This is a genomic window from Kitasatospora sp. CB02891 (assembly GCF_002803145.1).
Classification (GTDB): Bacteria; Actinomycetota; Actinomycetes; order Streptomycetales; family Streptomycetaceae; genus Kitasatospora; species Kitasatospora griseola.
Genome location: NZ_NNBO01000004.1, coordinates 347,550 through 373,348 on the forward strand (window position 1 = coordinate 347,550; position 25,799 = coordinate 373,348).

General features: G+C 73.5%; 21 protein-coding genes. 12 read left to right on the forward strand and 9 right to left on the reverse strand.

The genetic code is table 11. From position 1 onward, the window contains the following. Window positions 1-149: 149 nt before the first annotated feature. The 5 genes from CG736_RS36135 to CG736_RS12450 form a co-directional block, all read right to left on the reverse strand. Window positions 150-296, reverse strand: a complete 147-nt coding sequence (locus tag CG736_RS36135) for a hypothetical protein (protein WP_157815545.1) — start codon at window positions 294-296, stop codon at window positions 150-152. 123 nt (window positions 297-419) lie between these two features. Further along, window positions 420-1,010 carry an RNA 2',3'-cyclic phosphodiesterase gene (thpR, locus tag CG736_RS12435; RefSeq protein WP_100586247.1) on the reverse strand — a complete coding sequence of 197 codons (591 nt, stop codon included), beginning with the start codon at window positions 1,008-1,010 and terminating at the stop codon, window positions 420-422. A 38-nt stretch (window positions 1,011-1,048) separates the two neighbouring features. After that, window positions 1,049-1,276, reverse strand: coding sequence for a hypothetical protein (locus tag CG736_RS12440; RefSeq protein WP_100586248.1), 228 nt, complete (start codon window positions 1,274-1,276; stop codon window positions 1,049-1,051). Between the two features lie 23 nt (window positions 1,277-1,299). Next, window positions 1,300-4,413, reverse strand: coding sequence for a hypothetical protein (locus tag CG736_RS38580; protein ID WP_100586249.1), 3,114 nt, complete (start codon window positions 4,411-4,413; stop codon window positions 1,300-1,302). Window positions 4,414-4,682: 269 nt separating this feature from the next. Continuing rightward, window positions 4,683-5,408: a Crp/Fnr family transcriptional regulator gene (locus CG736_RS12450; protein WP_100586250.1), complete on the reverse strand. Its 726-nt coding sequence runs from the start codon at window positions 5,406-5,408 to the stop codon at window positions 4,683-4,685. A gap of 224 nt (window positions 5,409-5,632) precedes the next feature. Between CG736_RS12450 and CG736_RS12455 the strand changes: the two genes are divergently transcribed. From CG736_RS12455 to CG736_RS12475, 5 genes are all read left to right on the forward strand, one after another. Further along, window positions 5,633-6,361 carry a hypothetical protein gene (locus CG736_RS12455; protein WP_232733951.1) on the forward strand — a complete coding sequence of 243 codons (729 nt, stop codon included), beginning with the start codon at window positions 5,633-5,635 and terminating at the stop codon, window positions 6,359-6,361. Between the two features lie 14 nt (window positions 6,362-6,375). After that, entirely contained in the window at window positions 6,376-6,789 is a 414-nt protein-coding gene (locus CG736_RS12460; protein ID WP_100586252.1) for a hypothetical protein, read from the forward strand. A 196-nt stretch (window positions 6,790-6,985) separates the two neighbouring features. After that, window positions 6,986-9,628, forward strand: coding sequence for a glycosyl hydrolase (locus tag CG736_RS12465; RefSeq protein WP_100586253.1), 2,643 nt, complete (start codon window positions 6,986-6,988; stop codon window positions 9,626-9,628). Window positions 9,629-9,785: 157 nt separating this feature from the next. After that, on the forward strand, window positions 9,786-11,627 hold the full coding sequence (locus CG736_RS12470; protein ID WP_100586254.1) for a glycoside hydrolase family 15 protein: 1,842 nt from the start codon (window positions 9,786-9,788) through the stop codon (window positions 11,625-11,627). A 28-nt stretch (window positions 11,628-11,655) separates the two neighbouring features. After that, window positions 11,656-12,681: an alcohol dehydrogenase catalytic domain-containing protein gene (locus CG736_RS12475; RefSeq protein ID WP_100586255.1), complete on the forward strand. Its 1,026-nt coding sequence runs from the start codon at window positions 11,656-11,658 to the stop codon at window positions 12,679-12,681. Between the two features lie 7 nt (window positions 12,682-12,688). Here the strand turns inward: CG736_RS12475 and CG736_RS12480 are convergent, their stop codons facing one another. Continuing rightward, window positions 12,689-14,704, reverse strand: a complete 2,016-nt coding sequence (locus tag CG736_RS12480; RefSeq protein ID WP_100586256.1) for an HAD-IIB family hydrolase — start codon at window positions 14,702-14,704, stop codon at window positions 12,689-12,691. Between the two features lie 370 nt (window positions 14,705-15,074). Beyond that, window positions 15,075-15,998, reverse strand: coding sequence for a carbohydrate kinase family protein (locus CG736_RS12485; protein ID WP_232733952.1), 924 nt, complete (start codon window positions 15,996-15,998; stop codon window positions 15,075-15,077). 141 nt (window positions 15,999-16,139) lie between these two features. Here CG736_RS12485 and CG736_RS12490 point away from each other — a divergent pair, with 141 nt between their 5' ends. The 4 genes from CG736_RS12490 to CG736_RS12505 all read left to right on the forward strand — a co-directional run bounded on the left by CG736_RS12490 (window position 16,140) and on the right by CG736_RS12505 (window position 20,501). After that, a complete protein-coding gene (locus CG736_RS12490) occupies window positions 16,140-16,874 on the forward strand; it encodes an SDR family NAD(P)-dependent oxidoreductase (RefSeq protein WP_100586257.1) in 735 nt (244 codons plus the stop codon). Window positions 16,875-17,101: 227 nt separating this feature from the next. Continuing rightward, the gene (locus CG736_RS12495; protein ID WP_100586258.1) at window positions 17,102-18,265 is read left to right on the forward strand and encodes a UDP-N-acetylglucosamine 2-epimerase; all 1,164 of its coding nucleotides are present in this window, start codon (window positions 17,102-17,104) and stop codon (window positions 18,263-18,265) included. A gap of 3 nt (window positions 18,266-18,268) precedes the next feature. Next, entirely contained in the window at window positions 18,269-19,390 is a 1,122-nt protein-coding gene (locus CG736_RS12500; RefSeq protein WP_100586259.1) for a DegT/DnrJ/EryC1/StrS aminotransferase family protein, read from the forward strand. Window positions 19,391-19,406: 16 nt separating this feature from the next. Next, a complete protein-coding gene (locus tag CG736_RS12505; RefSeq protein WP_100586260.1) occupies window positions 19,407-20,501 on the forward strand; it encodes a Gfo/Idh/MocA family protein in 1,095 nt (364 codons plus the stop codon). A gap of 63 nt (window positions 20,502-20,564) precedes the next feature. On the opposite strand, the gene CG736_RS12510 is transcribed toward CG736_RS12505, so the two are convergent. Both CG736_RS12510 and CG736_RS12515 read right to left on the reverse strand, forming a co-directional pair. Next, window positions 20,565-21,854: a cytochrome P450 gene (locus CG736_RS12510; protein ID WP_100586261.1), complete on the reverse strand. Its 1,290-nt coding sequence runs from the start codon at window positions 21,852-21,854 to the stop codon at window positions 20,565-20,567. 16 nt (window positions 21,855-21,870) lie between these two features. Next, window positions 21,871-23,226 carry a glutamine synthetase family protein gene (locus tag CG736_RS12515; RefSeq protein WP_100586262.1) on the reverse strand — a complete coding sequence of 452 codons (1,356 nt, stop codon included), beginning with the start codon at window positions 23,224-23,226 and terminating at the stop codon, window positions 21,871-21,873. 332 nt (window positions 23,227-23,558) lie between these two features. On the opposite strand from CG736_RS12515, the gene CG736_RS12520 reads away from it, so the two are divergent. From CG736_RS12520 to CG736_RS12530, 3 genes are read left to right on the forward strand one after another with little or no spacing between them, the layout of a single operon-like run. Next, window positions 23,559-23,747 carry a ferredoxin gene (locus tag CG736_RS12520; RefSeq protein WP_043910603.1) on the forward strand — a complete coding sequence of 63 codons (189 nt, stop codon included), beginning with the start codon at window positions 23,559-23,561 and terminating at the stop codon, window positions 23,745-23,747. Between the two features lie 4 nt (window positions 23,748-23,751). Then, window positions 23,752-24,963, forward strand: a complete 1,212-nt coding sequence (locus CG736_RS12525; RefSeq protein WP_304528210.1) for an NAD(P)/FAD-dependent oxidoreductase — start codon at window positions 23,752-23,754, stop codon at window positions 24,961-24,963. Between the two features lie 9 nt (window positions 24,964-24,972). Continuing rightward, on the forward strand, window positions 24,973-25,782 hold the full coding sequence (locus tag CG736_RS12530) for an acetoacetate decarboxylase family protein (RefSeq protein ID WP_100586263.1): 810 nt from the start codon (window positions 24,973-24,975) through the stop codon (window positions 25,780-25,782). Window positions 25,783-25,799 lie beyond the last annotated feature (17 nt).

The window sequence follows — 25,799 nt, forward strand, 5'->3', positions numbered from 1 at the left end:
CTCACCCCCACCGCCCGACAAGGCCGGACATCCACCGACTTCCCCCACCCGAAGCCCCCCTCCGCATCCACAAGGGGTGGTGCGGGCGCACATCGCGGCGCACGGCCGCATCGCGCGCCGAAGTCCGACCGGAAGAAACCCGAGAACATCTACGCCATCGGCCACTTCGCCCCTCCGGTGGCCGACCCCGGGACCGGCGCGACCACGCTGTACGTCCAGGCGGAGGAGCCCGCCGACTCCGGGACGGCGGCGGCCGACCGGCTGCCCATCCCGACCTCGGGCCACTTCTCCGTCATGCTGCGCCGGTACGCGCCGCAGACCACCGGCCGCCGGCCCTCACCCCGGTGCCGGCCCAGGACTGACCCGTCGAATCCCCGCGGCGAGCACCCGCCGGCCCGTGCGCGCCCCGGAAGGGGGGCCTACGAGTCGGCGGGGGCGTCGAGCGGCCATGAGTCGAGGTCGCGGTAGCGGATCGGGCCGGGGCCGCGGCCGGTGTTGCTGGCGACCAGGTGGAGGCGTTCGGTCCACCAGGGGCGGCCCGTGAAGTCGGCGAGGCCGGCGGCGGCCAGGGGCACACTGTCGGGGTCGTCGCGGCGGGAGCGGGCCAGGGTCAGGTGCGGGCGCAGCGGGCGGTCGGGGAAGTCGAGGCCGCAGGAGTGGAGCAACTCCCGTACGTCGGTGGCGAGTCGGTGCAGTCCTTCGAGGTCGCCGTCGATGCCGCTCCACAGCAGCCGCTCGTCGAAGTGGCCGCCGCCGCGCAGGGCCAGCCGCAGGGCGGGGTGCGCGGCCGCCGCGCCGGGCAGCGCCGAGCGCAGCACCGGGGCGGCGGTGGAGGGGAGTTCGCCGAGGAACGCCAGGGTGATGTGCCAGTCGGCGATCCGGTTCCACCGCAGCAGCGGGTACGCGGCGTAGGCGGGCTGCAGGGCGCGGGCCAGCTCGTCCTTGGCGTCGTCGGGCGGGGCCAGCGCCACGAAGAAGCGCCGGGTGGGGGGTTCGGGGTGATCGTCCACCAGGGATTTCTAGCACCCCCGCCGCCGGGCCGGGCCGGTCAGTCGGCCGGGTCGCTCGCGTCGTGGTGGATGTGGAGGTCGCCCTTCATGACGGTGTAGAGGGTGGCGTGGCCACTGGCGGTGTTGTGCTGGGTGGGCGACTCGGCCTCGGCGGCCGCAGCCGGCGCGGGGTGCGACTCGACGCGGTTGTCGCGGCCGACGACGACGGGGCCGTGCACGTCGCCGCCGATCCGGACGTCGTACCGGTCACCGGATCCGGTGGCCATGGGCGCTCCTTCGTGAGGGGTGGTCACCGGGCCGCCGAGCGTTCCTGGCGGACGGTGGCGAGGAGGCTGTCGACCTCGGCGCCGGTGAGGACCAGGGAGTTGATCTCGATGTCCTCGGCGCGGTCCCAGTACGAGCTGCTCCCGAGGGCGTTCGCCCGGTCCTGGTTCGCCGCGCTGACCTGCTGGTACACGGCGGCGCCGGCCGGGTCGTCGCAGGTGAGAGTGCCGTTGACGGTGTCGCCGGTGACCGGCAGCGGCTGCGGGCCGCTGGTGCAGCTGCCCGCGGCGCGGCCGTCGATGCTGAGCGAGCCGACCGTCAGCTGGACGTTGACGCTGGAGAGCCGGCGGACGATGGCGTCGCCCTTGAGGACCTCCGCCGTGACGACCTCCTTGACGTGGCATCCGGAGGCGTCGCAGTTCACCGAGCTGCCGTCCCCGTGGCCCGTGAAGTCCAGGCCTCCGTAGGTCGCCGTGGCGAGGTCCTTGGTGGACTTCTCCAGGGCGTCGTACATCGCCCCGCTCTCGCCCGGCGCCACCAGGGTGAGGTCCATCGCCGTGATGTCGGGGAAGTGGGTGCGGGCCTCCAGCGCCCGGGGGAGCGGGGCCTTCGGGTCGATGTGGAGGATCATCCGGTTCGGCAGCTCCCAGCGCAGGACGCGGTACGGCGCGTCCCGGGTGACGAAGAGGTAGCCGATGGTGGTGTCCGCGCGGAGCGCCGGCACGCCGCCGACGTTCGTGGTCTGCGGGTCCTGCGCGGACGGGAGCCGCGGCCGGTCGGCGAGGGCCTGCGAGAACTGCTTGGCCAGGTCGGCCGGACTCTTGTACAGGGACAGCTCCTCCGTCAGGCGGCTGCTGCCGTCGTCGTTCCGGTCGCCGAGGCCGTCGTACGTCCACAGGCGCAGGGAGCCGTCCGAGGTGTGCCAGCGCGAGTAGTCCTTGCCGCCGATGCTCAGCAGGTCCTGGGCGTTCTTGTCGCTCGCCATGGTCTGGTTGACCAGGTGGCTGGTGCCGACCTTCTCGCCGTGCGCGGTCACCGTGACGTCGTTGAGGTACTCCTCGACGTTCCAGTCGCCCTGGTAGCGGACGCCCGGTGCCGCGGCCAGCGCCTGCACCGCCTGGTCGAACGGCGCCCGCAGCTCCTTCCCGCCGCCGGCCGAGCCGCTGCCGCTCCCGCCCCCGCCCGAGATCGACCAGGTGATCGCGCCCGTCCCGGCGAGCAGCACGCCCAGCAGGACGAGCAGCCCCTTGCCGCCGAGCAGCCCGGCCGTCCCCGTCGCCCCCGCACCGGCCGCGACGGACGCACCGGCGGCGGCGTGCCCGGCGGCGGCATGGCCCGCGGCCGCGTGACCGGCCGTCTGCCGGCCCGCGTGCGCGGCCCCGTGCTGCGCCGCCGGCGCCGTGGCGTGCGGGACGGACCCGACGTGCGGGACGGCCGCCGGGGCGGCGGGCGGTGGCGGGGTGGGCGCCAGGTTCGCCATGTGCGAGGCCACCGAGTGGGCCTGCGCCCCGTGGGCGGCGGCGCCGGGCGTGGTCCCGGCGCCGCCGCCCACCGCCGCGCCGCCGTGCGCCCCGGCCCCGCCCAGGCCGGCACTCGGCGCGGGGATCAAGCCGGTGGGCAGCTGGCCGCCCAGCGCGGGGGCGACGCTCTGGGCGTTGAGCGCGGCCGTCGCGCCGTGCAGGTCGCCGATCGCCTTCCACAGCAGTGCGGCCTCGCCGAGCAGCGCGGCCGCGACGACCCGACGGCCCGTCAGCAGGCTGCGGATGCCCTCCTCGTGGATGAAGAAGGTCTGTGCGGGCCGGTCGCCGGACCGTTCGGCGGCGTTCCAGCCGCGGCCGAGCAGTCGGCCCCACGCCCCGGGGCGCAGCGCGCGGGCCATCGCCGGGGAGGCGGCCCGGGCCAGGTGCACCGCCAGTTCGGGGCGTCCGGCCGCCTCGGCGAGGACGACCGCCCGCTCCAACGCCCGGCTGTGCTCGGCCACTTCGGCGGGTGCGGTGTCGCGCCGGGTGACCCAGTCGGTGAGCCGCTCGCAGATCCGCTCGAACGGGAACGGGGCGGTCCGGCCGAGCGCCGCCGCGACGGCGTCCGGCGGGCAGCGGTAGCCGTGCTGTTCGGCGCGCAGCAGGCCGACCTCGGCCAGCCGCTCGCACACCGCGGCGGCGTCGGGCAGGTCGGCGATGGCGCCGATCCGGTCCGGGGCGAGTTCCGCGCCGTCCAGGGTGGCCAGCAGGCGCAGCACCTCGGTCGACGGGGCGTCGAGTCCGTCGAGCAGCAGCGGGATCAGCTCGGACACCTCGCCGGCCCTCGGCAGGCCGCCGTCGGCGGTCGACCGGAACCGGGCGAGCACGGCGGCCTGCAGCAGGTGCAGCGGACGCCCCTGGGCGGCCTGCCAGAGGGCCGTCGCGCCGGCCAGTTCGTCCGGGGCGAGCGGTCGGCGCAGCGCGCGGGTGAGCAGTTCGAGCCCGGCCGCCCGGTCCAGCCCGGCGAGTTCCACCAGGGCGGCGTTCTCTTCCAGCAGCGACGGCCGATGGGAGGCCAGTACGAACGTCGCGCCCGGGGCCAGGTCGGCCAGGGCGCGGGCCTGATGGCGGGTCAGGTCCGCGTTGTCGAGGTACACGGTGACCCGCACCTCGGCCATCAGGCGCTTCAGTTCGGGTTCGGACGGGGCGTAGCCGACGGCGTCGTAGCAGGCCTCGAAGATCTCCTGCGCCAGGTCGCCGATCTCGCGGTCGGCGGCGTTCAGGTACACCCGCCCGTCTGTGCCGGCGGCGGCGGCCGGTCGGTGCGCGACGTGGCGCAGCAGCATGCTGGTGCCCGTCCCGGACGGGCCGAACAGCTGGACCAGCCCGCCGGCGCGGATCGCCCGTTCCAGGTCGGCGAGTTCGGCGGCCCGGCCGATCGGGTCCTGCTGCCGGCGGGGGAGCATCGCCACCTGTTCCCGGCGTACCGGCTCCGGGTGGTGGCCGGCCACCAGGAGGGTCACCGTGGAGCCGTGCTGGGCGTCCACCACCAGGTTGTGGTCGCCGACCACCACCGGCCCGAGGGCGTCGCCGTCGATGTCGAGGCGGTAGTCGTTGCCGCCGCCGTTGCTGTCGGCGTCCGTCGCGGTGCTCGCGTCGGACGTGCCCGGTTCTTCCATCGCGACTGTCTCTCCCGGCCGTGGAACGCGACCGTTCTCGGGGCGGACCGCCGCGCGGGCAGGTCGGCCGGTACCGAAGGGGTGGGTCCGCCGGGCGTGCGCGGGAACCCGGGGCGTCCGGAACTGCCCTCGGCAGCCCGTCAGTTGGCCAGGCTAGCGGCGGGCCCCCGGCGAGACCCCGTCGAACGACGGTTTCCGCCCGGGCCGTTCACCGCACCTACAAGTGGTGTGCGGCGGGGGCCGGTCCGGCACGATCGGCCGGAGCGGTCCTACGAGTAGGCGATGGTCTCCAGCAGCGCCATGCTCTCCACCCTGATGGTGCGGTACCCGGTGGTGACGGCCCCGGACTCGCGCAGGCGACGCAGGGCCTTGTGCACCGTGGGCTCGGCGGCGCCGGAGAGCGTCGCGAGCTCGGGCTGGGTGATCGGCCAGCGGATCACCGCGCCCGCGCCGGCCGGCTCGCCGTAGGTGACGGCGATCTGGTGGATCACCCGGGCGACCCGGGTCGCCGTGTCGCAGCCGGTGAAGTCGATCCGGCGGTCGTTGGCGGCCCGCAGCTTGGTCACGATGGACGCGTTGACGGCCTGGGCGATCCGCGGCTCGCGCCGCATGAAGTCGAGGAACGCCGGGCGGCTCACCGTCCTGGCCGTGACCGGGCCGCAGCTGGTGACGGTCGCCGACCGCGGCCGGCCGTCCACGGCGGCGAACTCGCCGACCAGGTCGCCGCCCATCCGCACCGCCAGCAGCGCGTCCCGGTGGTCGTGGGTGCGGCCGGTCACCTTGACCACGCCCGCCAGCAGCACCAGCAGGAAGTCCGTCCGGTCGGACTCCCGCAGCAGGACCCGGTCGGCCGGGTAGCGCACCTCGGTGCCGAGCGTCAGCAGCGGCCCCCGCTCGGCGGGGGACAGGCTGCCGAGCAGGCTCGACAGCGGCCAGGTCCAGGCGCGGCCGGACGGGTCGTCACCGTCCCGGCGGCTGCGGTCGTCGGCTGCCATCACTCTCCCCCTGCCCGTGCGGCTCCGAGCTGTCCGGCGCCGAGTCGTTCCGCGCCGTGCTGTTCCGGTGCGACCAGTATGCGTCCGGGGCGCGGTGCGCGGTGGCGGGACGGCGCGGTGTCGTGCGCGGGGGCCGGAGAACCCGTATTCCGACGGGGTCCGCCGTCCGCCGGTCCGGCACCATGGAGTCCGGGGGCGGCCCGATACGACATCAGGAGGCTTGGGTGGACGGGGAATTGGCGTACCGGGCGGTCCTCGCCGTGGACATCGAGCGCTCCGCCGGACGCGGCGACCCGGCACTGCTGGCGATCCGCGCCGCCCTGCGGACGGTGCTGCGGGAGTCCTTCGAGCGGAGCCGGATCGACTGGGAGGCCTGCCGGGTCGACGACCTGGGCGACGGCCTGCGGGTCACCGCACCGGCCGGGGCGCGGAAGGCGGCGCTGGTCCATCCGCTGTTCGACGAGGTCGCCGCCCGGCTGCGCGCCCACAACCGGCTGGCCGGGGCGCTGACCACGATCCGGGTCCGGATGGCCCTGCACGCCGGGGACGTCCGGCTCGGCCCGGACGGCGAGGTGGCCGGGCGGCCGCTGGAGGTGCTGGCCCGACTGCTCGACGCGCCCGCCGTCCGCACCGAGCTGGCCGAGGCGCCGCCGCAGACCGTCGCCGTGCTCGTCCTCTCGGAGCACTTCCACGAGGAGACGGTGCAGCCCGGCCACCCCGGGATCGAGCCCGAGGCGTTCCGCCGAGTGGCCGTCGCCAACAAGGAGTTCACCACCACCGCATGGATCCGGACGGCCCCCGCCGAGGGCCCTTCCGAGGCCGCGGCGCCCGCTGTGCCCGCCGGGGCGCCGCCCGCCGGGCCGTCGCGGATGACCAACCGGGCGACCGGGCACGGCGTCATCTACGCCGTCCAGAACGGCGTCCAGCACATCACCACCACCCGCCGAACCTGAAGGAGAAACACGTCATGGACCACGAACTGGTCACGCTCGCGGAGTCCGGCGCTGCGGTGGTGGTCGGCGCCATGGCCACCGATCTGTGGCGCTCCGTCAAGGACGGCACGCTCGCGGTGTTCCGCCGGTTGGGCCACGACCGGCAGCGCACCGTCGCCGAGCAGCTCGACCGCAACGCCGAACTGGTCCGCGACGCGGACCGTCCCGAGGAGGCCCGGCGGGCGCTCTTCGCCTTCTGGGCCCTGGAGTTGGCGGCCGTGCTCCGCCAGGAGCCCGACCTGGCCCCGGAACTGACCCGGCTGGTGGCCGAGTTCCAGGGCGACCGGCAGCGCCTCGCGTACACCCAGCACAACACCGCCCACGACCACGGCACCGTCTACGCCGTCCAGCACGGCGACCAGCGGGTGGTCCGAAGCGCGGAGGGCTGAGCCCGCAAAAGGCCGACTGATCGTCAATTCCCTTACAGGTGACACTTTTTAAGCATCCGTTATGTACACGCTCTTCACGACGGCGGTGCGAACCGGAAGGCTGCGACTGGTTCGCCGGGCCGCGCGATCGCGCGGCCCGGAACACTCCTGGGGAGGACACCGCATCGTGCCCAACAGGCAGCGACGACGGCTGTTGATGTGCGCCGTCACCATCACCGCGCTCGGACTGGCCACCGCTCAGGCCGTCGCGGCGCCCACGCCCGAGCAGCGGCCCCGGCCCGCCCGCCACCAGGCGGAGGTCGGGAAGCAGCACGCCGCGAAGGTCGAGGCCGCCACCGGCTCGACGTTCGCCGCGCGCGAGGACGACGGCGAGGACGAGGCGGAGAACTCCGCCGAGTCCACCGAGCAGTTCACCGAGGCCCGCACCGCCCCCGGCCTGGTCGCCCCGGGCGCGTACAGCGCGGCCTGGGCGCAGCTCCAGTCGCTGCCGCACACCGTCGGCTCCTGGAGCCACGTCACCGACAAGCCGTACAACTCGGACGACCCGCGCTACCGCGACATCGACTCCAACTCCGGTGCGGGCTCCGGAAACGTGACCGGCCGGGTGACCGGCATCGCCGCCGACGACGACGGCACCGTCTACGCGGGCGGCGCCAACGGCGGCGTGTACCGCTCCCGTTCGGGCGGCGGCCACTGGCAGGCGATCTCGGACAAGCTGCCCTCGCTGTCCACCGGCGCGCTGGAGCTCGACGGCTCGGGCCGGCTCTGGTACGCCACCGGCGAGGCGAACACCGGTGGCACCGCGTACGTCGGCACCGGCGTGTACGTCCTCGCCGACCCGAAGCACGGCGAGTTCAAGCCGGGCAACCGGATCGGCGGGACCGAGCTGGAGTCCACCGTCATCCACGCCCTGCGCTTCAACGGCGACAAGGTGTGGGCCGCCACCAGCCGCGGCGTGTGGACGCACTCCACCACCGACCTGTCCGGCCCCTGGAAGCCGGAGTTCGCGCCGAACCCGACCTTCCTGCCCGGCGGCGCCGACGCCAAGGCGCCCAACGCCCCGTACAAGAACATCGCCAACGACATCGCCTTCGACCCGAAGGACCCGTCGAAGGTGGTGCTGGCCTTCGGCTGGCGCAGCGGCGACACCTACAACGGCTTCTACAGCAAGGCCGCGGACGGCACCTGGCAGCGGCTGACCTCGCTCGGCGACCTGCCCGCCGACGCCGCCGACGTCGGCAACGTCACCTTCGCACCGTCCAAGGACGGCTCGCGCTACTACGCCATCGACCAGTCCCCGACGAAGATGGCGACCGACCCGGACAGCGGCCTGCAGGGCGTGTACGTCTCCAAGTCCGGCTCGCCGCTCGGCCCGTGGACGCTGATCGCGGACAAGGACAAGCTCAAGGGCTCCGGCTCCGCGCTCCAGGAGGACGGCTACCAGCCGGGCATCCAGTCCTGGTACAACCAGTTCCTCCAGGTGGACCCGAACAACGCCGACCACGTCTACCTGGGCCTCGAAGAGGTCTACGAGACCCGGAACGGCGGCGGCGACTGGATCACCCCGGGCCCGTACTGGAACTTCTACTTCCCGTGCTGGGACATCGACCCGGCGAAGCGGACCTGCTCGCAGACCCCGCACTCCGACCAGCACGCCATCGCCCTCGGCACCAGCAAGGGCCGGACCACCGTGTACGTCGGCAACGACGGCGGCATCTACGGCCGCCCGCTGAACGGCGCGGTGGACTCCCTCGGCCACGCCACCGACTGGACGTCGTTCAACGACGGCAGCATGGACGCCCTCCAGTACTACTCGGTGGGCGTCGGCAAGGACCCGGCGGACCGCTCCGGCAAGGGCGTCGTCGTCAGCGGCGGCCTCCAGGACAACGGCCAGTCGATCCTGCGCGCCCGCGACAGGGCGATGGGCTCCAACTTCGGCGGCGACGGCGGCGACACCATCGTCGACCCGAACAACGGCTGCAACATCGTCGCCGAGTACGCCTACATGGAGATGCGGTCCACCCAGAACTGCGCCGTCAACGACGGCGCCTGGCAGGACGACCCGGCCAAGGCCACCACCTACGAGATCGCCCCGCCGGACCAGCACACGCACGCCGCCCGGTTCATCGCGCCGATCACCACGGACGCGAAGAACGCCGACACCTGGGTGGCCGGCGGCCAGCACGTCTGGGTGCAGAACAAGGGCTTCGCGATCCGCAGCGGCAGCGAGTGGGCGGCCGCCTACGACCTCGGCGCCGGCCACGTCGCCACCGCCGTCGCCGCCTCCGGCGGCACCGTGTACGCCGGCTGGTGCGGCCCCTGCAACAACCAGGGCTTCACCCGCGGCATCGCCGTCGGCAACGCCGACGGCACCGGCTGGCACCAGCTGAACCTGCCCGTGGACGGCACCCTGCCCAACCGGTACGTCTCCTCCTTCGCCGTCGACCCGGCGAACGCCAAGCACGTCCTGGTCTCGTTCAGCGGCTTCTCCCGGGCCTGGAGCGAGGGCCCCGGCGCGGGCATCGGCCACGTCTTCGACAGCCGCGACGGCGGCGCCACCTGGACGGACGTCTCGGCCAACCTGCCCGACGTCCCGACCAACACGCTGCGCCTGCTGCCGAACGGCGGCCTCGCCCTCGGCACCGACCTGGCCGCGTTCTACCGCGCGCCCGGTCAGCGGAACTGGAAGGTGATCGGCGAGGGCCTGCCCACCACCACGGTGATGCAGCTCAGGACCGGCCCCGACGGCCTGCTCTACGCCGGCACCCACGGCCGCGGCATCTGGTCCTTCGACCTCGACCGCTTCGGTCGCGGCGAGGGGGACGACAACCAGCAGTGACCGTCCGACTCCGGTGCCCGGCCCCGCTCACCCGAGCGGGAGCCGGGCGCCGGCACGCTGGCGGCCGCGGTCTTCCTCGGCGCTCCGGCGGGCCGCGATCTAGCATGAAACAGAAGGTTCGGCTCGATGCCCCGCACCGTTCGGGTGAGGAGGCCGTATGGGACGGCCAGGCAGCACTGGCGGATTCGACCGGTTGGGCGGGTACCGGTACCTGCCGATCTCCGAACACGGACTGATCGGCGACCTGCGGACCGCGGCGCTGGTCGCGACGGACGGCACCATCGACTGGTACTGCTGCCCGCGCTTCGACGCGCCGAGCATGTTCGCGTCCGTGCTGGACGCGGACCGCGGCGGCCGCTTCGAACTGGCGGCGGACGTGCCGGCCCGGACCAGGCAGTTCTACTTCCCCGACACCAACGTACTGATCACCCGGTTCTTCGCCGCGGACGGGGTGGCCGAGATCCAGGACTTCATGCCGGTCGTCGACGAGTCGCGCGAGGCGGACCGGCACCGGCTGATCCGCCGCGTGGTCAGCGTCCGCGGAACGCTGCCGTTCCGGGCGACGGTCGCCCCGCGCTTCGGCTACGGGGCGCAGCAGCACACCGTGGAACTCGTGGACGGCCACGCGGTGTTCCGCTCACCGGAGTTGGACGTCGCACTGACCGCCACCGTGCCGGTGGAGACCGACGGACAGGACGTCCTGGCGCACTTCAAGCTGCTGGAGGGCGAGTCCGCGGTGTTCGCCCTGGACCGGGTGAGCGACGCGATCGGCCCGCGGGCCTGCCCCAACCGGGAGGCGGAGCAGCAGTTCCAGGCCACCGTCCGGTTCTGGCGCCACTGGCTGTCCCAGTCGCGCTACCACGGCCGGTGGCGGGAGATGGTGCACCGCTCCGCCCTGCTGCTGAAGCTGCTCACCTACGCGCCCACCGGCGCGATCATCGCCGCCCCGACCACCAGCCTGCCCGAGCAGGTCGGCGGCGAACGCAACTGGGACTACCGCTACGTCTGGGTCCGCGACGCCGCGTTCTGCATCTACGCCATGCTCCGGCTGGGCTTCACCGCGGAGGCCGAGGCGTTCATGGGCTTCATCTCCGAGACCGGCATCATGCGCGGCACCGGCGAGAGCGGACCGTTGCAGATCATGTACGGCATCGACGGCCGCTGCGACCTCCCCGAGCGGGAACTCGCCCACCTGGAGGGCCACTTGGGCTCGGCCCCGGTGCGGGTCGGGAACGCGGCCACCGGGCAGCTCCAACTGGACATCTACGGCGCGCTGATCGACTCCGTCTACCTGTACGACAAGTGGGGCCAGCCGATCAGCAGCGGGCACTGGGACGAGGTCGGCGCCGTGGTGGACTGGCTCTGCGACCACTGGGACCAGCCCGACGAGGGGATCTGGGAGACCCGGGCGGGCCGCCGCGACTTCGTCTACTCGCGCCTGATGTGCTGGGTCGCGCTCGAACGCGCGATCCGGATGGCGAACCGCAGGGGCCTGCCCGCCGACCTGCCGCGCTGGCAGCGGGCCCGCGACGCGATCTACCGGCAGATCATGGCCCGCGGCTGGTCGACCGAGCGCGGCGCGTTCGTCCAGGGGCTGGACGACAAGGTCCTGGACGCCTCCCTGCTGATGATGCCGATGGCCAAGTTCATCTCGCCCACCGACCCCAAGTGGCTGTCCACCCTGGACGCGCTCACCTCCGACCTGGTCTCCGACTCGCTGGTCTACCGCTACGACCCGACGGCGAGCCCCGACGGGCTGCGGGGCTCCGAGGGCACCTTCTCGATCTGCTCGTTCTGGTACGTCGAGGCGCTGGCCCGGGCCGGCCGGCTGGAGGAGGCCCGGCTGGCGTTCGAGAAGATGCTCACCTACGCCAACCACGTCGGCCTGTTCGCCGAGGAGATCGGCCGCACCGGTGAGCAACTCGGCAACTTCCCCCAGGCGTTCACCCACCTCTCGCTGATCAGCGCCGCCTTCAACCTGGACCGCGCACTCGGCTGAACACCCCCCTTTCCCCAGGAGCACTGACATGGGCACCTACCGCGTCATGCAGGCCACCGCCCCCAACGGCCCGCTGGAGCCGGCCGAACGCGCGGTTCCGCCGCCCGGCCCCCGGCAGGTCCGCATCGCCGTCGAAGCCTGCGGGGTCTGCCACAGCGACGCGCTCTTCCTGAGCGGCGCGCTGCCCGGAGTCACCTTCCCCGAGGTGCCGGGCCACGAGATCGCCGGCCGGATCGAGGAGTTGGGCGAGGGCGCGACGGACTTCGGCTGGCAGGCCGGGGACCGGGTGGCGGTCGGCTGGTTCGGCGGCAGCTGCGGCCACTGCCGGCCGTGCCGGGAGGGCGACTTCATCGTCTGCTCCAACCTCAAGGTCCCCGGCTGGGCCTACGACGGCGGGTTCGCCGAGAAGGTGATCGCCCCGGTCGACGCCCTGGCCCGGATCCCCGACGCGCTGACGGCAGTCGACGCCGCGCCGCTGTCCTGCGCGGGCGTGACCGTCTTCAACGGCATGCGACGCAGCCCCGCCCGCCCCGGTGACCTGGTCGCGGTGCTCGGCCTCGGCGGCCTCGGGCACCTCGGCGTGCAGTACGCCGCCGCGATGGGCTTCGAGACGGTGGCGATCGCCCGCGGCCGCGAGAAGGCCGCCTTCGCCGAGCAACTCGGCGCCCACCACTACCTCGACAGCACCTCCGACACCCCCGTCGCCGCCGCACTCCAGGCCCTCGGCGGCGCCAAGGTCGTCCTGGCCACCGCCGCCAACGCCGACGCCATGACCGCCACCGCGGACGGCCTCGCCCCCCGCGGAGAACTCGTCGTCATCGGAGCCGACACCACCCCCCTCGCTGTCACCCCGGCCCAACTCCTGATGTCCGCCCGCACCATCCGCGGCCACCCCTCCGGCACCGCCCAGGACGTCCAGGACACCATGGCCTTCAGCGCCCTCCACAACATCCGCCCCATGACCGAAACCCTCCCCCTCACCCACGCCGAGCAGGCCTACCAGAAGATGCTCACCGGCCGGGCCCGCTTCCGGATGGTCCTCACCATGGCCTGATGGTCCGTCAAGTGTCTTGCGGGGACTGCCGGATGGCGTCGATGACGTGGGTTGCCCAGTCGGTCGGGCGGTCGTGGCCGAGGAGGGTGGAGAGGTGGGTCATGCGGGTGCGGCGTTCGGTGGGGGTGGTGGTGAGGGCCCGGGTAAGTTGGGTGGTGAGGTCGTCGGGGGAGTGGGGGTCGGTGAGGAGGGCGGCGGGGGCGAACTGGGCGGCGGCACCGGTGTGGTGGGAGAGGACCAGGATGCCAGGGTGGGGGAGGGTGGACTGGGCGGCGATGAACTCCTTGGCCGTCAGGTTCATTCCGTCCTGGAGTGACGTCACCCAGAAGACGTCGGCCGCCAGGTACTCGTCGACCACCTCGGCGAACGAGAGGCTGTGCGGACGGTAGTCGACGGGCTGCCAACCGGCTTGCTGCCAGAGGGCGTTGACTTCGGTGATTCGGTGTTCGAGCAGGTCGCGGGTGGTGTCGTAGGCGGTGATCCCAGGTTCGGGCGGCGGGCAGATCAGGCGGAAGGTCACCCGGCCGCGCAGGTCGGGGCGGGTGGTGAGGAGGCGGTCCAGGGCGTCGACCTTCTGGACGGGGGCCTTGGCGTAGTCGAGGCGTTCGACGGACAGCACCAGGTGGTCGACTGCCGGGCGGGACGCGGGAGTTCGGGTCCGGGCGAGGGCTTCGACGGCCGGGCGGTCGACGCCGAGCGGGTGGACCCCGGTGCGGGGCGGGGAAGGCAGGGCGCGGCGGAAGTGCGATGCGAACGCGGCGGTGTGGAAGCCGGCCCAGTCGAGGCAGGCGAGGGAGGCGCGCAGTTCGGCGGCGACCGGGAGGGTGGCGAACACCTCGGGGGCGGGGAACGGCGTGTGGTGGAACAGCCCGATGCGCAGGTCGGGTCGGGCGGCGCGGAGGAGGCCGGGGACCAGCCAGAGGTTGTAGTCGTGCAGCCAGACGGTCGCGCCGGGGGCGGCGCGCGCGGTGATGTGGTCGGCGAAGCGGGCGTTGACGGCACGGTAGGCGGCCCAGGAGTCGGGGTCGAGGACGGAGCGCTCCGGCTCGGACATCAGCACCGGCCAGAGGGTCTCCTTGCAGGCCCGGTGGAAGTAGCCGCTCCACTGCTCGGCACTCAGCGGGACGAGCGAGAGGCGGTCGAGGGACGGCGGCGCCGGGGCCGAGGTGGCGGCGACCCAGAGGCCCGGTAGGCCGTCGGCGAAGACGCTGGTCAGGGTGGGCAGGATGCCGTTGGGGCTGGCCGGCGGTCGGTGCTGCGGGGGCGGGCGGTGGTAGCCGACGACGAGTGCGTGCCGAGCCGGCGGAGGGGCGACCCACCCCAGGGCCTGAAGGGCCGTCAGGATGCCTGCTGCGCCCGGCCGGTCGGGTCGGTGGACCAGCGGGTCGTTGCCGACCGCCGCGTCGAACGCGGCTTCCGCGCCGCCCACGACCACGCCGTGGGTGCCGAGCCGGAACAGTGACAGGTCGTTGAGTGAGTCCCCGGCCACCAGGATCGACCCGGCCGGCCAGTTCAGCTTCTCCGCCAGTGCCCGCAGCGCCCCGCCCTTGGAGGCCTCCGGCGGCAGCACGTCGAAGTAGCGGTCGCCCGAGTACACCCAGGCCAGTCCCAACGCGGCTACCGCGGAGGCGAGTTCGTCGGTGAGCCCGGCCGGGTCCAGGTAGTACGAGCAGCGGCCGTCCTGCGGTACCTCGTCCTGGTACCGGAGCGCGCGGAAGCGCTCCAGCGCGGCCCGCACCTGCGGCGCTCCCGGCCAGCCGGCGCGCAGTTGCCCCTGCAGGGGTTCGACGGGGGAGAAGTCGACGCCGTCGAGGAGGGTGGCGCCGACGTCGGCGATGATCCACCGGGGGCGCGGGACGAGCGGGTCGCGCAGGACCTCCCGGACGGAGTCCGGCCCGCGGCCGGTGGCGAAGACCACCGTCACCTCGGGGTGGCGGGCCAGTGCCTCCCGCAGCCGCCGCCGGTCCTCGGCGTCGCCGCCGAGCAGGGTGCCGTCCAGATCCGTGACCAGAATCCTCGACATTCGACGGACGCTAACACGGCGACCGGATGCGGTGAAGGGGTCACGCGGAGGTGCTGGGGAGGCGCTCCGGCCGAACTCCGCCGCGCGCAAGGGCCGCGCCCGGGCCGGACGGCGGCGGATCCGCGGGCCGTGGGCCAGGAGGGCACGGCCGTCCAGCCGGCCGTCCGGCCGTGGACGATGGCCGGGTCGAAGCAGTCGCCGGTTGCCATGGTGTCCATGGCGGGCCGCCGCCGGGGCGAGGTCCGCCGGAGGAGCCGTGCGGCGGGACTTCAAGGGCCGTCGCGTGCAGAGCGCGGGCGAGCCCCCCGGGGCGGTCGTTGGCCGAAGTGTCGCCGAGAGGGCGGCAACCGGTGGCGACCGTCCCTGCCGGTCACCGGAGTCGCGCCAGCCAGCCTCCGAGCTCCGCCGCGCGCAGGGCCGCGCCGGAGCCCGGGCCGGTGACGGCGGCGGAGCCGCAGGCGGCGGCGACGGCCAGGCAGGCGGGCAGGTCGTGGCCGGACAGCAGGCCGTGGACGAGGCCCGCGTTGAAGCAGTCGCCGGCCGCCGTGGTGTCCACGGCCCGCACGGGCACGGCGGGGGTGTCGTACCGTTTGCCGCCGCGGACCGCGACGGCTCCCCGGGCATCGCGCTTGACCACCAGGGTCGGTACCAGCGCGGCGAGGTCGGCGATCGCGTCGTCGAGGTCGGCCGCGCCGGTCAGCCGGAGCGCCTCGGCGGCGTTCGGCGTGAAGACGTCGACCTCGGCGAGGACGCGGCGCACCGCCGGGTCCGCGAGCGAGGCCGGAACGTCGTGGCAGTCCATCACCACCAGCGCGCCGAGCTGCCCGGCAGCCCGAACGGCGCCCAATGTCGGCTCGTCCCACAGGAGTTGCGGGAACATCAGGGCGCGCGGGCGGTACTGGCGCAGCAGCGGGACGAGCGGCTGCGACGCCACCGCGTCCTGGTAGCTGACCATCGCCCGGTCGTCCGGCCCGGACAGCGCGACGGTCAGGCTCCGCACCGGGCCCGGGTGGTGCCGGAACGCCCGCTCGTCCAGACCCTCCGCCCGGGCCGCCGAGAGCACCTCAGCGCTGAACACGTCCGTGCCGAAGTCGACGCTCCACACGGCCGTCCGCCCGAGCCGGTGCACCGCCATGGCCAGGGTGTACGCGCCGCCCGGCACCAGGGCGAACCCGTCGGCGAACACCTCCCTGCCGGGCTCGACCGGCCGGGGCAGGCCGTGGAACACCAGGTCCGCGAAGTAGGGCCCCGCGATCAGGACTTCACAGTCGTGCTGGTCGGTGTCGCGCTCCATCGGAGGAGCATACGGCCGTGGCGGGGGCTCCGATCGGGCCGTCTTCGGTCGTTCACGGGCGGGTTCCGGCCGTCGCCGGCGGGGGCCGGGGCAGCATCGGCCTGTAGGCGGAGGTGGAGTCGGGATCGGAAGGGAGCAGGGATGTCGGACTGTTCGAGTGCGCTGGTGCTCGGTTCGTCGCGCGGGATCGGGGCGGCGACGGCGCGGGCGTTGGACGCACAGGGGTGTCGGGTGGTGCTGCACGGGCGGACGCCGAGTGCGGGGCTGGTCGGGTTGGGGCGGGAGCTGGGGGCGCCGACGGTGGCGTTCGACCTGGCGGACGCGGCGGCGGTGCGGCGCGGGGTGGCGGACGCGGTGACCGAGCACGGGCTGCCGCAGGTGGTGGTGTTCAGCGCGGGCGTGAACCGGGTGGTGCCGTTCGAGGAGGCGTCGCGGGAGGACGTCGCGGACGCGTTCGGGGTGAACGTGTGGGGCGCGGTGGGGGTGCTGCAGGAGCTGCTGCCGAAGATGGTCGCGCAGGGTGGCGGCGCGGTGGTGCTGGTGTCGTCGATCCGGGGCGTCGACGGCCTGGCCAGTGACCGGACGGTGTTCTACTCCATGGCGAAGGCGGCGCTGGGCAACCTGACCGTCTCGCTGGCCAAGCGCTACGCGCCGACCGTGCGGGTCAACGCCGTCGCCCCGGGCTTCACCGTCACCGACATGGTCGCGACCTGGGACGAAGGGGCGTGGCGGCAGGCCCGCGGCAACCTGCTCGGGCGGCCCGCGGAGCCGGCGGAGGTCGCCGCGGCGGTGGCGTTCCTCGCCTCGGACGCCGCCCGGCACATCACCGGCCAGACCCTGGTCGTCGACGGGGGGTACGGCCTGGCCGGCAAGTAGCGCACGGCCCGGCCGGCAAGCGGAGCGCTGCCGACCTCACTCGAAAGAGTGGCGGCGGCGTGGCCGTGCCCGCCCTGCCGCCCCGGGAACGGGCCGGGTCGGCGGGCCCGGCGGGGCCGTGCGGCCGATCGGCGCAATCGCCGGACCGGCCCGCGCGGGCCGAACCTAGGCTCCTCGGTAGCTCGACGAACAGCTGGCGACAGCTGGGAGGAAGGCAGGTGGGAGACATGGACACCGGCCCGACGATCACCGTCTATCTGGGCGCACGCCCCAACACCCCCAAGGTCTGGACGCTTCAACAGGCGGTCGGCAAGATGCGCGCACCAGGCGCCGCCTGGTCGTACGTGCACACCGGCCAGCACTTCGACCCACGCCTCGGGCAGGGCCTGTGCGACGAGCTCGACCTGCACGTGGACCGGTGGCTGCGCTGCGGCGACGCCGCCAGCGACGCGGAGCAGCTCGGCCGGCTCTGCGCCCTGGTCGAGCGCGACCTCGACCGGCACCCGGCGGAGGCCGTGGTGGTGGTCGGCGACGTGAACTCCACCGTCGCCGCCGCGCTGGTCGCCGCCCGCCGGGGCACCCCCGTGATCCACCTGGAGGCGGGCCTGCGCTCGCCCGACCGCACACCCGAGGAGGCCAACCGCCGCATCGTCACCGCCTGCACCGACCACCACTTGGCCACCACCGCCGAGGCCGTGGACGCGCTGCACGGCGAAGGCGTGCCGGCCGGGCAGGTGCACTTCGTCGGCAACCCGATGGCCGAGTGCCACCTCGCGCACCACGACCCCGACCGGGATGCCGCCGTCCTGGACGGCCTCGGCCTCACCCGCGGCGGGTACGTGCTGGCGACGCTGCACAAGCCGGCCGCGCTCAGCCACCCCAAGCCGGTGCTGGACGTGCTGCGCGACCTGTCGGCGCACGGCCTGCCGCCGGTGCTCCCGCTGCACCCGCGGGCCGCGGCGCACCTGGCCGACCACGGCCTGCTCGACGGCGGCCTGCGCGAGCGGGTGCTGCCGCCGCAGCCGTACCTGACCTTCGGGGCGCTGCTGCGGGGCTGCGCGTTCGTGGTGACCGACTCCGACGGCGTCCAGGAGGAGGCCGCCGCCGCCAAGGTCGCCTGCCTGGCCACCGTGCCCGGCAACGCCCGCGACGTCACCCGGGCCTGCGGCAGCACGCACTTCGCCGACAGCTGGCTGCACCTGCCGACCCCGCAGATCCGCGCGCTGGCCGCCGACCGGCCCACCCGTCGCCCCGAACGCTGGGACGCCCGGGTCAGCGACCGGACGGCCACCGCCCTCGACGGCATCCTGCCCACGCTGCCGCACCGCGGCGTCCACCCCCGCGCGGAGCGCCTGCGCTCCCCCTCACAAACCCCTCGGACGGAGGGCTGACTCATGAGCAGGCTCCTGCACGTGCCGTTCACCGGCGCCGACCGTGAATTCGACGACATCGGCCCGGAGATGATGACGGCGATCGAAAAGGTCTTCCGCTCGGGTCAGGTGATGAACGGGGAATCCGTGCACCGCCTGGAACAGACCCTGGCGGACCTCGCCGGCCGCGCCCACGCCCGGGTGGTGAACTCGGGCACCGACGCGGTGTACTTCGCCCTGGTGGCGGCCGGCATCGGCGAGGGCGACGAGGTGCTGGTCGGCGACATCTCGTTCGTCGCGACGCTGCACGCGATCGTCCGGACCGGCGCGACCCCGGTGTTCGTCGACGTGACCGACGAGGGCACCATCGACCTCGACCTGGCCGAGGAGGCCGTCGGGCCGCGCACCAAGGCGCTGGTGATGGTGCAGCTGTACGGGCGGATGGCCGCGCCCGACCCGGTGGAGAAGTTCGCCCGGGCGCACGGCCTGGCGCTGGTCGAGGACGCGGCGCAGTCGCTGGGCGCCGAGGTGTCCGGGCGGCGCAGCGGCACGCTGGGGCTGGCCGGCTGCCACAGCTTCGACGCGATGAAGGTGATCCCCGCGCCGGGAACGGGCGGTGTGGTGCTGACGGACGACCCGGCCGTCGCCGACAGCGTCGAACAGCTGCGCCGCTGGGGCTTCTCGCACGCCGGCACCGTGGTGCGGCTGGGGCACAACTCGCAGATGTCCTCGCTGACCGCCGCCGTCCTCGCGGTCAAACTCGCCCAGGAGGAACGGTGGTTGAAGCAGCGCCGGGCGACCGCCTCGACCTACTCGGCGGCCTTCGGCGACCTCGGGTGCGGCCTGCCGGAGCACGGCTCGTTCCGCGAGAACATCTTCCACAAGTACGTCCTGCGCACGCCGCGTCGGGACGAGCTGGCCGCCGCCCTGAAGGCCGTCGGCGTCGAGACCCTCGTGCACTACCCGTACGCGCTGCACGAACTGCCGTTCATGGCGCGGCACCCGCACCGGGTGGTCGGCGACGGCCGGGCGAAGAAGCACGCCCGCGAGGTGATCTCGCTGCCGATCCACCCCTACCTCACCGACCAGGAGATCGACCACGTCGTGACCAGCACCCGAGAAGTGCTCGCCGCGGCCGGCCGATGAACAGGCGGAGGACACCATGACCACCACCACCGGGCAGGTCCGCTACCAGTTCGAGTACGAGGACCCGATCCGCTGCGCCTTCATCGGCGCCGGCGGGCACTCGTACCGGAACATCTACCCGTCGTTCCAGTACGCCCCGGTCGACCTGCGGGCGATCTGCGACCTCGACGGCGACCGGGCCGCCAAGTACGCGCGGATCTTCGGCGCCGCCCACACCTACACCGACCACCGGGAGATGCTGGAGCGGGAGCGGCCGACCGCGGTGTTCATCGTGACGGCGTACGACCCGGACGGGCGGCTCCAGGCCGTCGACCTGGCGCTGGACTGCCTGGCGGCCGGGGCGCACGTCTGGATGGAGAAACCCACCGCGACGTCGACCGCCGAGGTCGAGCAGCTCCAGGCGGCGGCGCGCAGCGCCAGCCGCACCGTGGTGACCGGGATGAAGACGGCGTTCTCGCCGGTGATGTCCCGGGTGAAGGAGATCGTCTCCGGGGCGGAGTTCGGCGGGCCCTCGTCGATCTCCGTCCGCTACCCGCTGTCGATGCCGGCGTACGAACGGCGCGCCGACCTGGTGGCGATGAACTGGTTCCTGGACTGCATCTTCCATCCGGCCGCCGTGCTGCTCCACCTGATGGGCCCGCTCGACCGGATCAGCCACGAGTGGGAGGAGCGCACCGGGGCCAGCGTCACCGTGATGCGGTTCGAGTCGGGCGCGATCGGGACGCTGCACCTCACGGCGGGGGAGTCGCCGAGCAGCCCGTCCAGCCGGGTGGAGGTGATCGGCGACAACGCCAACGTGGTGGTGGAGAACGGGACTTCGGTCACCTACTACCGTCCGACCCCGGCCCGGGCGTACGGCCGCACCGGGTCGTTCATGGTGCCGACGGAGAGCGCGCCGCTGCACTGGGAGCCCGAGTACTCCTACGGGCAGCTCTACAACAAGAACCTCTTCTACCTGGGGTACGTCGACGAGATCGGCTACTTCTGCGACTGCGTGCGGAACGGCACCGCCCCCGAACTCGGTTCGCTCGACCAGGCGTTCCACATCCTGCAGCTCTTCGAGGCCTACCGCCGCGCGGAGCCGGGGACGTGGACGACCGTCAAGGTGTGACGGGGCGACACGGCAGCGACCCCGCCGGCGGCTGCGGTCGGCGGGGTCCTGGCGGTGCCGGTCTCAGGCGAGGGTGACCGAGACGGGCAGCTTCTTGATGCCGTTGACGAAGTTGGAGCGGACCCGGGGGACGTCGCCGGCCAGCTCGATCGAGGCCAGGCGGGGGATGAGCTCCTCGAACATGATGCGGATCTCGGTGCGGGCGAGCAGGTTGCCCAGGCACAGGTGCGGGCTGCCCTTGCCGAAGGTGATGTGGTCGTTGTCCTGCCGGGTGACGTCGAAGTCGTAGGGGTTGCCGAAGACCTCCTCGTCGCGGTTGCCGGAGGCGAACCACATGACGACCTTGTCGCCCTCCTTGATCCGCTTGCCGCCGAGCTCGACGTCGCGGGTGGCGGTGCGACGGAAGTGGTAGACGGGGGAGGACCAGCGCAGGAACTCCTCGACCGCGGCGGGGATCAGCGAGGGGTCCTGCTGGAGGCGGGCGAGCTGCTCGGGGTGCTGGAGCAGGGCCAGCATGGAGTGGCTGATGGTGTGCCGGGTGGTCTCGTTGCCGGCCACCACCAGCAGCAGGAAGTAGTTGTCGAAGTCCTGCGCGGTCAGCGGCACGCCGTCCTTCGGGGTCTCGTTGACCAGCCGGGAGATCAGGTCGGTGCCCGCTCCGCCGCGGCGCTGCGCGGCGAGTTCGCGGCCGTAGGCGAACACCTCCAGCGAGGCGGGGGAGCGGAACGGCAGGTCGCGGTACTTCTCGCTCTCCGCGCTGTGCAGCAGGACGTCGGCGTAGTCGGGGTCGGTGTTGCCGATGATCCGGTTGCCCCAGTCGATGAGCTGCTGGTTGTCCTCCGGCGGGACGTCCAGCAGCCGGGCCAGCACGTTGATCGGGAAGTCGGCGGAGACCTCCTTGACGAAGTCGAAGGTGCCCTTGGCGAGCGCGGCGTCCAGCGTGGTGGCGGTCAGGCCGCGCAGGAAGTCGGCGTAGCTGTTGATGACGCTCGCGCCGAACTGCCGCTGGAGCAGGCTGCGCAGGGCGCGGTGGCGGACGCCGTCGAGCTCCAGGATGGAGGCGCGCTTCTTGATCTGGTCGTCGTCGACCTCCTCCAGGTTGACGAACCGGGCGGAGGTGAAGGTCTCGGCGTCGCGGTCGACGCGGGCGATGTCGGCGTGCTTGGTGAGCGCCCAGAAGCCGGAGTTGGGCGCTTCCTCCTCCTGCCAGTGCACCGGGTCCTGGTGGCGCAGGGTGTGGAACATTCGCCACGGGGTGACGCCGTCGGTGAAGTTGTCGAGATCGGCCAGGTTCACCTGGTCCAGCGGCATCGGCTCGGAGGCGGCGGCGGACTGGGCGGGCGCGGTGGTCATGGGTTCGCTCCTCGGCTTACAGGTGGTAGGCGTACTCGGTGAACTCCCAGTCGGTGACGTGCCGATGGAAGCGGGCGACCTCGTCGCGCTTGTACGAGAGGTAGGCGGTGGTGAAGTCCTTGCCGAGCAGCTCGGTCAGCGCGGTGTCGGCCTCCAGCGCGTCGAGCGCGTCGGGCAGCGACTGCGGCAGCACCGGGGACTTGGCGGGGTCGTAGCCGTAGCCCTCCAGCGGGGCGGGCGGCTCGTCGCCGGCCACCACGCCGAGCAGCGCCGCCGCGACGGTGCCGGCGATCAGCAGGTAGGGATTGGCGCTGGCGTCGCCCAGGCGCAGTTCGAAGCGGGAGCCTGCGCCGCGCTCCGGCGGGATGCGGACCATGGCGCTGCGGTTGTCCAGGCCCCAGTCGATCAGCCAGGGGGCGAGGGTGTCGGGGCCGAAGCGCTTGTAGGAGTTGACCGTCGGGTTGGACAGTGCGGCGAGCGCGGGGGCGTGGGCGAGGATGCCGGCCACCGCGTGCCGGGCGGTGGTGCTCAGGCCGTACGGCGCGGACGGGTCGGCGAACAGGTTGCCGCCCCCGTCGTCGGTGCAGGACAGGTGCAGGTGGAAGCCGGAGCCGCCGGCGCCCATGAACGGCTTGGCCATGAAGGTGGCCAACCGGCCTTCCTGGCGGGCGAGTTCCTTGACGGCGGCCTTGAAGCGGAAGGCCCGGTCGGCGGCCGACATGGCGTCCGAGTGGGTCAGGTTGATCTCGAACTGCCCGCCGTCGAACTCGTGGTTGCCGCTGGTGACGCCGATGTTCAGCTCGCGCAACCGGCGCAGGGTGCGCAGCAGGTGGTTGTCGCCGTCGGCGCGCAGGCCCGCGGTGTAGACGACGCCGGCGGCGTCGCTGTAGCGGCGCCAGCCGCGGGCGGTGTCGGGGGCCGGGTCGCACAGGAAGTACTCGAGCTCCGGTCCGACGACCGGGTGCAGCCCGTACTCGCGGGCCCGGTCGACGACGGCGCGCAGCAGGTCGCGGGGCGACTCGGGGGCGGGGCGTCCGGTGGCCGGGTCGGTGACGTCGCCGAGGCAGGAGGCGACGCCGGGCTCCCAGGGCAGCGGGGTGAGGGTGTCGAGGTCGGGGCGGACGCAGATGTCGGGCAGGCCCGCGTCCAGGCCGCCGGGGACGGGGACGACGTCGCCCTGCGGGCTGGTGTGGTAGACGGCGCGGCAGAACGCGAGGCCGTGGTCGCAGGCCGAGGGCAGGTGGTCCAGCAGCACGTCCCGGGCCCGTTCGGTGCCGATCAGGTCGGGATAGGTCACCCGGACCACGTCGATGCCCTGGGCGGCCAGCCGCTCCAGGTGCTGGCGGACGGGCGGGGTGTCGGATGCGCTCACCGGTGTCTCCTGTGGGGAAGTGTGGGGCGCCGCCCGGGGCACGGGGGTGCGGCTGCTCGCGGCGCTGGGCTGTACCGATCGAGAGACACCGGAGTTCGCGGCCCTGGGGGGAGGGGGTGCGGCGGTGTCGGGACTGCGGGGGAGGCGCAGGAACCGCTCGCTGTTGGTGGCCAACCGTAGAGACGCAGGTCACCGCCCCGCAAGGGGTCCGACGCAGAAATTTATCCATCCGTATAGCTATTGACCGGGGGTCGGTCGGTTCCTATGTTGTTTGACGCCAAATGACTTTCCCGGCGCCCCCTCAGCCCCACCCACCCCCAGGAGGACCGGCCATGCAGGTCGTCGTCGACATGAACAAGTGCCAGGACCACGGCCAGTGCGTCTTCGCCGCCCCCGACGTCTTCTCCTTCGACGAAACCGGCCGGCTCGCGTACGTCGCCGACCCCGACGAGGCCCTGCGCGCCGACGTCGAGGAGGCCGCCGACGTGTGCCCGCTGCAGGCCATCCGGATCGAAGGCTGACCCGGTGAGCACCGCGCCCGTCGTGGTCGCCGGCGCCTCCATGGCCGGCCTGCGCACCGCCGAACAGCTGCGCGCCGCCGGCTGGACCGGCCCGATCACCCTCGTCGGCGACGAACCCCACGCGCCGTACAACCGGCCCCCGCTGTCCAAGGAAGTCCTGGCCGGCAAGGCCACCTTCGAGTCGCTCGCGTTCCGTCCCCGGGCCGCCGTCGCCGACGTCGAGTGGCGCCTCGGCACCTCGGTGGTCCGTGCCGACCTCGGGCAGCAGATCGTCGAACTCTCCGACGGCGAGAGCCTGCCGTACACCGCACTGGTCGCCGCCACCGGCATGCGCCCGCGCCGCCTGCGCTGCCCCGGCCCCACCGCCGGACGGCACACCGTCCGCACCCTGGACGACGCCCGGGCGCTGCGCGAAGCACTGGCCGCACCCGGCGTGCGGGTGGTGGTGGTCGGCGCCGGCTTCATCGGCTGCGAGGTCGCCGCCACCGCCGTGGCCCTCGGCGCCGCCGAGGTCACCGTCGTCGACCCGCTGCCGCTGCCGATGGCCGGACCGCTCGGCGAACTGCTCGGCGGCGCGCTGAAGCGCCGTCACGAACAGCGCGGCGTCCGCTTCGCGCTCGGCTGCGGCGTCACCGGCTTCGAGGGCGAGGGCCGCGTCACCGGCGTGGCGCTCGCCGACGGCCGGGTGCTGCCCGCCGACGTGGTGGTGGAGTCGGTCGGCTCGATCGCCAACACCGAATGGCTCGACGGCAACGGACTCGACCTCACCGACGGCGTCCTCACCGACGAGCACCTGCGGGTCGGCGGCCGGCCCGAGGTGGTCGCCGTCGGCGACGTCGCCCGCTTCCCCAACGCCCGCTACGACGGCGTGCCGCGCCGCGTCGAGCACTGGTCGATCCCCACCGACACCGCCAAGCACGCCGCCAGGGTGCTGGTCGCCCACCTCGCCGGCGCCGAGCACGGCCTCGACCCGTTCGCGCCGCTGCCGACCTTCTGGAGCGACCAGCACGACTTCCGCCTCCAGTCCTTCGGCGCCCCCGCCCTCGGCCGCGAGGACGTGCGCGTCCTGGACGGCGACCCCGACGGGGACGTCCTGGTCGGCTATCACCACCACGACCGCCTGATCGGCGTCGTCGCCCTCGGCGGCCAGCAGGCCGCGGCGGCCGCCGCCCGCTACCGCGCCGAGCTGCTCCGGCAGCCCGCCCCCACCGCGTAAGGAATCCAAGTGGCCAGTGTCCGTGGGTACTTCCACCCCAAGACCGCGACGGGCTCCTCGTCGCTGATCCCCTCGCCGCCGTGGCACTACTCCGGCGACCTGCTCACCGTCGAGTACCGCACCGACCCGGAGCGGGTGCGCGAACTGCTGCCCGAGCCGCTGGAGCTCGCCGACGAGGACCCCGGCGCGGTCGCGCTGATCTGGGCCGACTGGCAGTCCTGCTCGGCCTCCGGGCAGGAACTGCTCGACCCGGTGCTCTCCCAGTACAAGGAGGCGTTCGCCGTGGTCCGCTGCAAGTTCCAGGGGCAGACGTACTCGCGCTGCGTGTACATCTGGGTCGACAAGGACTTCGCGATCGCCCGCGGCCTGCACCAGGGCTACCCGAAGAAGCTCGGCTCGATCCACCAGACCCGCCCGCACGTCTACGGCCCCGCGCCGCGGATCGAGGCCGGCGCCCGGTTCGGCGCCACCCTCGCCGCCGCCGACCGGCGCCTCGCCCAGGCCGTCGTCACGCTGCGCGAGCCGTCCGGGACCAACGGGTTCGTCAACGGCCACCCGATGGCGCACCACCGCTGGCTGCCCTCGATCGAGAAGGGCCGGGGCCTCGCCCTGGACGAGCTGGTCTCCTCCGGCGCCGCCTCCTTCGAGGCCGGACCGGCCTGGGTCGGCGACTTCGACCTGGAGCTGTTCGAGTCGCCCACCGAGGAACTGGCCCGGCTGGAGATCCGCGAACCCATCGCCGCCTACTACCGGCAGGTCGGCGTGGTCTGGGACGGCGGCCGACTGCTCGCCTCCAACACCACCACCGTCGGTCAGTGAACTCCCGTCCCCAGTAA